This window comes from Rhodoblastus sp. (assembly GCF_041915505.1).
GTDB lineage: Bacteria > Pseudomonadota > Alphaproteobacteria > Rhizobiales > Beijerinckiaceae > Rhodoblastus.
The window spans coordinates 1-5556 of sequence record NZ_JAYSBG010000240.1; the positions used below are offsets into that span (position 1 = coordinate 1).

The following is a 5556-nucleotide window of genomic DNA, read 5'->3' on the forward strand; positions in this document are numbered from 1 at the left end:
TCTATCAGAAGGCCGAGCCGGGCTTTGTGGAGAAATATTTCGCTTTGCTCGCGGCGGGCGGCTCCAAACATTATTCCGAGCTGCTGGCGCCCTTCGGGCTCGACGCCCGCGATCCGGCGTTCTGGGCCATCGGCCTGTCGATGATCGAGGGGCTGATCGACGAATTGGAGGGCCTGTCCGCCTGACGCCTTCCGGACGCCGCCCCATGGACGCCCCATGCTGATCGCCCTGCTGTCATGGCTGGTGTTGTCGTGGCTGTTCGCCGTCGCGGCGTTGGCCGTGTTCAATCTCGTTTTGGTGCGCTTCATCCAGCTTCTGGTCCCGCCGATCGGCCGTTTTGTCGAGATCGGCGGGCTGAGGTTGCATCTGGTCGACAGCGGCGAACAGCCGGGGCGGGAGGGGCCGCCTCTGCTGTTCATCCATGGACTGCTCGGCCAGCTCAACCATTTCTCCTATGCGCTGGCCGAGCGCTTTCCCGAACGGCGCGTGGTCCTGATCGACCGGCCGGGTTCGGGCTATTCCGAACAGGGTCCGGCGCAGACGCTGAAGGCGCAGGCCGAGCTTCTGGCGCGGGTCATCGACAAGCTCGGTCTGGAAAAGCCGCTGGTGGTCGGCCATTCGCTCGGCGGCGCGGTGGCGCTGGATCTGGCTCTGAACCATCGCGAGAAAATATCGGGTCTGGCCTTGATCGCGCCGCTGACCCATCTGGAGGCCGAGCCGCCCAAAGCCTTCGCGGCTCTGTCCCAGCGCAGCCGGCTGGCGCTGTGGTTTGGCGCCTGGACGCTCGGCCCGGCGGCGACCCTGCTGCGGGCGGGCGTGGCGCGCGACGAGGTGTTCGCCCCGGATCCGATGCCGGCCCGGTTCTGGAGCAAGGGCGGCGGCCTGCTCGGCGCGCGACCCGCGGCCTTGCTCGCGGCGTCGAGCGACATCGTCACGCAGCCGACGGAATTGCCGGGGATGATGGCGCGTTATGGCGCGCTCGACCTGCCCATCGGCGTGCTGTTCGGCCTGGGCGATCCGGTGCTGGACCCGGATCGCCAGGGCGCGGCTTTTTGCGCCGCCGCGCCGGGCGCGACGCTGACGAAAATCGCGGGCGGCCATATGCTGCCGGTGACCCGGCCGGCGGAAACCGAGGCTTTCATTCGCGGCGTCCTGGCGCGGCGGATCACTGGGGGAAAATGACATGGCGTTCAAAAATGTTCTGGCGGCGGCCTGCGCGCTGGCGGCCTCGACCGTCGCGGCCGCGGCCTTCGAGCTGAAAAGCCCGGATATCGCGCCGGGCGGCGGCGCGATCGCGGAAACCTTCGTTTACAAGGGCTTCGGCTGCGCCGGCGGCGATCTGTCTCCCGCTTTGGTCTGGAAAAATCCGCCGGATGGAACGAAGAGCTTCGCGATGCTGGTCCATGATCAGGACGCCCCGACCGGCGGCGCCGGCTTCTGGCATTGGGTGGTCTATGACATTCCGGCAAGCGCGACCGGCCTGCCGCAAGGCGTCGGCAAGGACGGCAAGGGCCTGCCGGCGGGCGCCAAGCAGCTCACGACCGATTTCGGCGTTCCCGGCTATGGCGGCCCGTGCCCGCCCAAGGGCGACAAGCCGCATCGTTATAATTTCACGGTCTATGCGCTGAAGACCGACAGACTGGAGCTGCCGCCCAAGGCGACGGCCTCGCTGGCGGGCTTCCTCATCAACGCCAACGCCCTGGGCAAGGCCACGCTGACCGGAACCTACGGCCGCTAAGCGTCCGCCGCGTCGGTGGGGAGGAGCCTCTTATGAAGGATGACGAGGCCAATCGCTTCGGCGCGCGCGCGGTCCGCTATCTGGCGGTCGGGGCGCAGGCGGGCGGATTCGCCGCGCGCCTCGCCGGCGGCAGGCTGTTGGGGGCGACGCGGGAAAGCGACGCCGAGGCCCTGGCGCGGGCGCTCGGCGGGCTCAAGGGGCCGCTGATGAAGGCGGCCCAGCTCATCGCCAATATCCCCGAAGTCCTGCCGGCCGACTACGCCGAGGCGCTCGCCAGTCTGCAGAGCGAGGCCCCGCCGATGGGCGCGGCCTTCGTCCGCCGCCGCATGGCGTCCGAACTCGGCCCGCATTGGCGCGAGCGCTTCGCCGCCTTCGACCTCCAGCCCGCCGCCGCCGCGTCACTCGGCCAAGTGCATCGCGCCCGCACGCTGGAGGGGGCGGATGTCGCCTGCAAGCTGCAATATCCCGACATGGCCTCGGCGGTGGAGGCCGATCTCGCCCAGCTCGATTGGGCTCTGGCGTTGCAGAAGCGGATGGAGCCGGCGATCGACGCCAGCGAGGCGGCGCAGGAAATCGCCGAGCGCCTGCGCGAGGAGCTGGATTATCGCCGCGAGGCGAAACAGGCGACGCTCTACCGGGCCATGCTGGCGGGGCATGAAGACATCCGCACGCCGGCCGTCCACGAGGCGCTGTCGACCGGCCGGCTGCTCACCCTCGACTGGCTCGAAGGCGAAAAAGTGCTGAATTTCGTCGCCGCGCCCGAGGAGGAGCGCAACCGGATCGCGCGGGCGATCTTCAACGCCTGGTGGGCGCCTTTCGCCCATTACGGGGTGATCCACGGCGATCCGCATCTCGGCAATTACGCGGTCTTTCGGCGGGACGGCGCCGTCGGCGGCATCAATCTGCTCGATTATGGCTGCATCCGCATCTTTCCGACCGCCTTCGTCGGCGGCGTGGTCCAGCTCTATCGGGGCCTGCGCGAGGGCCGCCGCGACCAGATCGCCGAAGCCTATCGCATCTGGGGCTTTCGCGGCCTCAATGACGATCTGATCGAAATCCTGACGCTGTGGGCGCGGTTCATTCTCGGCCCGCTGCTCGACGACCGCGTCCGCACCATTGCGGATGGGATATCGCCCGGCGCCTATGGCCGGCGCGAGGCGATGGAGGTGCGGCGCCTGCTGCGCGAAAAGGGGCCGGTCACCATCCCGCGCGAATTCGTGTTCATGGACCGCGCGGCGATCGGGCTCGGCGGCGCCTTCCTGCATCTCGCGGCGCGGCTGAATTTCCATCGCCTGTTCGAGGACGCCTTGCAGGATTTCGACCTCGCGGCGCTGGCGGCGCGGCAAGGCGAGGCTTTGGCCGAAGCGGGGCTGTAAGGCCGGCTCGGGATGAAATCTCTTATTTTTACGACGCCGCCGGAAAAATTGCGGCGGAAAGGCGGCGCCTACCTTATAACAGTTGCCTTGCTCTGTGCCTTTTGGGAAAACAGGGCCGGCAAGGCTGGACAAAGAGAACAGGGGCCTTCCCCAGGGAGAGGAACATGGCGGCGAACCAAATGACCGAAGGCGACGCGCTCGGCCATTCTGACATGGACTATCCGGCGCATCTCGCGACCTACCGGCTGTTCACCTCACTGGTCAAATGGGGCACGATTTTTGTCGTCCTGGTCCTCATTCTTCTGGCCTTCATCACGCTCTGATCCGCAAAAACAGCCGCGCGCCGGGCTTTTCGGGACCTGCGCGCCAGACCTGTCAAGACCCGCCCCCCGCGGGCCAGTTGGAGTCATTCATGCGCATTGCCGTTCCCGCCGAAACCGACGCCATGGAAGCGCGCGTCGCGGCGACGCCAGAAACCGTCAAGAAGCTGATTGGCCTCGGCGCTGAAGTGCTGGTCCAGTCCGGCGCGGGCGTGGCCTCCGGCCTGCTGGACGCCGACTACGAAAAGGCCGGCGCCGCGATCGCGCCGGACGTGTCCTCGACCATGGTCGGCGCCGATATCGTGCTCGCGGTGCGCCGGCCCTTCCCGGCCTCGCTCGCCGGGGTCAATCATGGCGCGGCCGTGCTCGCCATCATGGACCCCTATGGCCATCATGACGCGCTGGAGGGCCTCGCCCACGCCCACGTCCAGGCCTTCGCGATGGAGCTGATGCCGCGCATCACCCGCGCCCAGGTGATGGACGTGCTGTCGTCCCAGGCCAATCTCGCCGGCTATCGCGCGGTGCTCGACGCGGCGGCGGAATATGGCCGCGCCATTCCGATGATGATGACCGCGGCGGGCACCGTCCCGGCGGCGAAGATCTTCATCATGGGCGTCGGCGTCGCCGGCCTGCAGGCCATCGCCACCGCGCGCCGCCTCGGCGGCATCGTCACCGCCACCGACGTCCGCCCCGCCACCAAGGAGCAGGTGGAATCGCTCGGCGCCAAATTCCTCGCCGTCGAGGACGACGAATTCAAGCAGGCGCAGACGGCGGGCGGCTACGCCAAGGAAATGTCCAAGGAATATCAGGCCAAGCAGGCGGCGCTCACCGCCTCGCATATCGCCAAGCAGGATATCGTCATCACCACCGCGCTGATTCCGGGCCGGCCGGCGCCGCGCCTCATCACCGCCGACATGGTCGAATCCATGCGTCCGGGCTCGGTCATTGTCGATCTCGCGGTCGAGCGCGGCGGCAATTGCGAACTGGCGCAGCCGGGCCAGATCGTGGTCAGCGAGAATGGCGTCAAGATCGTGGGCTGGCTCAACACGCCGGGCCGCCTCGCCGCCACCGCCTCGCAGCTCTACGCCAAGAACCTGCTCGCGTTCCTGGAGACCCTGATCGACAAGGACAGCAAGTCTCTCAAGATCGACGGCGAGGACGAGCTGGTCAAGGCGACGCGGCTGACCTTCGGCGGCGTGATCGTCCATCCTGCCTTCGCGGCGGCCTGACGCCGCCTTTTCTGGCCTTGGCGCAGGCGCCGGGGTCCCGCCATTCGAAACCCGAGCCTTGGCGCCTGCGCCAAGGCCCCCATCCTTCGAAACCCGAGAGGGAATTCATTTCATGGCCAATGACGCTCAAACGCTCGTCGACGCCGCAAGGACCGCGGCGCAGAACGCCCGCGCCGCCGCCGACGCCGCGCAGGCTTACGCCGATCAGGTCGCCCAGACCGCCCATGTCGCGGACGCCGCCGGCGCGGCCGCCCATATCGCCAGCGGCGGCGCGATCGACCCGTTCGTCTTCCGCCTCGCCATTTTCGTGCTCGCGGTTTTTGTCGGCTATTACGTGGTCTGGTCGGTGACGCCGGCGCTGCATACGCCGCTGATGTCCGTCACCAACGCCATTTCCTCGGTCATCGTCGTCGGCGCCTTGCTCTCGGTCGGCGTGGACGCCGCCGACGCGCTCGACAGCGGCCCGGCCTGGGCGCGCATTTTCGGCTTCATCGCGCTGATTCTGGCGTCGGTGAACATTTTCGGCGGCTTCCTCGTCACTGAGCGCATGCTCGCCATGTACAAGAAGAAGGGCTGAGGTCCATGAACGTCAATCTCGCGGCCTTTCTTTATCTCGTCTCGGGCGTCCTGTTCATCTTCGCCTTGCGCGGCCTGTCGCATCCCACCACCTCGCGCCAGGGCAACCGCTACGGCATGATCGGCATGGCGATCGCCATCCTGACCACGCTGGCGCTGAAGGCGCCCTCGGGCTTTTCGGGCTGGCTGCTGGTGGTCTTCGGCCTGCTGATCGGCGGCGGCTTCGGCGCCGTGCTGGCGCGGCGCATCGAAATGACCAAGATGCCGCAGCTCGTCGCCTTCTTCCACTCGCTGGTCGGCCTCGCCGCCGTGCTGGT

8 protein-coding genes are annotated in these 5556 nt (G+C 67.7%); all 8 read left to right on the forward strand.

The features are described from left to right. Nucleotides 1-185: hypothetical protein (locus ACE3S9_RS14000; RefSeq protein WP_374547087.1), on the forward strand; the 185-nt coding region annotated here is incomplete at its 5' end. Nucleotides 186-216: 31 nt separating this feature from the next. Next, complete coding sequence (locus ACE3S9_RS14005) at nucleotides 217-1182, forward strand: alpha/beta fold hydrolase (protein ID WP_374547088.1); 966 nt, start codon at nucleotides 217-219, stop codon at nucleotides 1180-1182. A gap of 1 nt (nucleotide 1183) precedes the next feature. Beyond that, a complete protein-coding gene (locus ACE3S9_RS14010; RefSeq protein ID WP_374547089.1) occupies nucleotides 1184-1738 on the forward strand; it encodes a YbhB/YbcL family Raf kinase inhibitor-like protein in 555 nt (184 codons plus the stop codon). A 32-nt stretch (nucleotides 1739-1770) separates the two neighbouring features. Continuing rightward, a complete protein-coding gene (locus ACE3S9_RS14015; RefSeq protein WP_374547090.1) occupies nucleotides 1771-3114 on the forward strand; it encodes an ABC1 kinase family protein in 1344 nt (447 codons plus the stop codon). A gap of 164 nt (nucleotides 3115-3278) precedes the next feature. Beyond that, nucleotides 3279-3437: an aa3-type cytochrome c oxidase subunit IV gene (locus tag ACE3S9_RS14020; RefSeq protein ID WP_374547091.1), complete on the forward strand. Its 159-nt coding sequence runs from the start codon at nucleotides 3279-3281 to the stop codon at nucleotides 3435-3437. A gap of 89 nt (nucleotides 3438-3526) precedes the next feature. Continuing rightward, nucleotides 3527-4663 carry a Re/Si-specific NAD(P)(+) transhydrogenase subunit alpha gene (locus ACE3S9_RS14025; protein ID WP_374547092.1) on the forward strand — a complete coding sequence of 379 codons (1137 nt, stop codon included), beginning with the start codon at nucleotides 3527-3529 and terminating at the stop codon, nucleotides 4661-4663. Between the two features lie 112 nt (nucleotides 4664-4775). Further along, on the forward strand, nucleotides 4776-5240 hold the full coding sequence (locus tag ACE3S9_RS14030; protein ID WP_374547093.1) for a proton-translocating transhydrogenase family protein: 465 nt from the start codon (nucleotides 4776-4778) through the stop codon (nucleotides 5238-5240). Nucleotides 5241-5245: 5 nt separating this feature from the next. Further along, the coding region (locus ACE3S9_RS14035) for an NAD(P)(+) transhydrogenase (Re/Si-specific) subunit beta (protein ID WP_374547094.1) at nucleotides 5246-5556 on the forward strand (311 nt) is incomplete at its 3' end.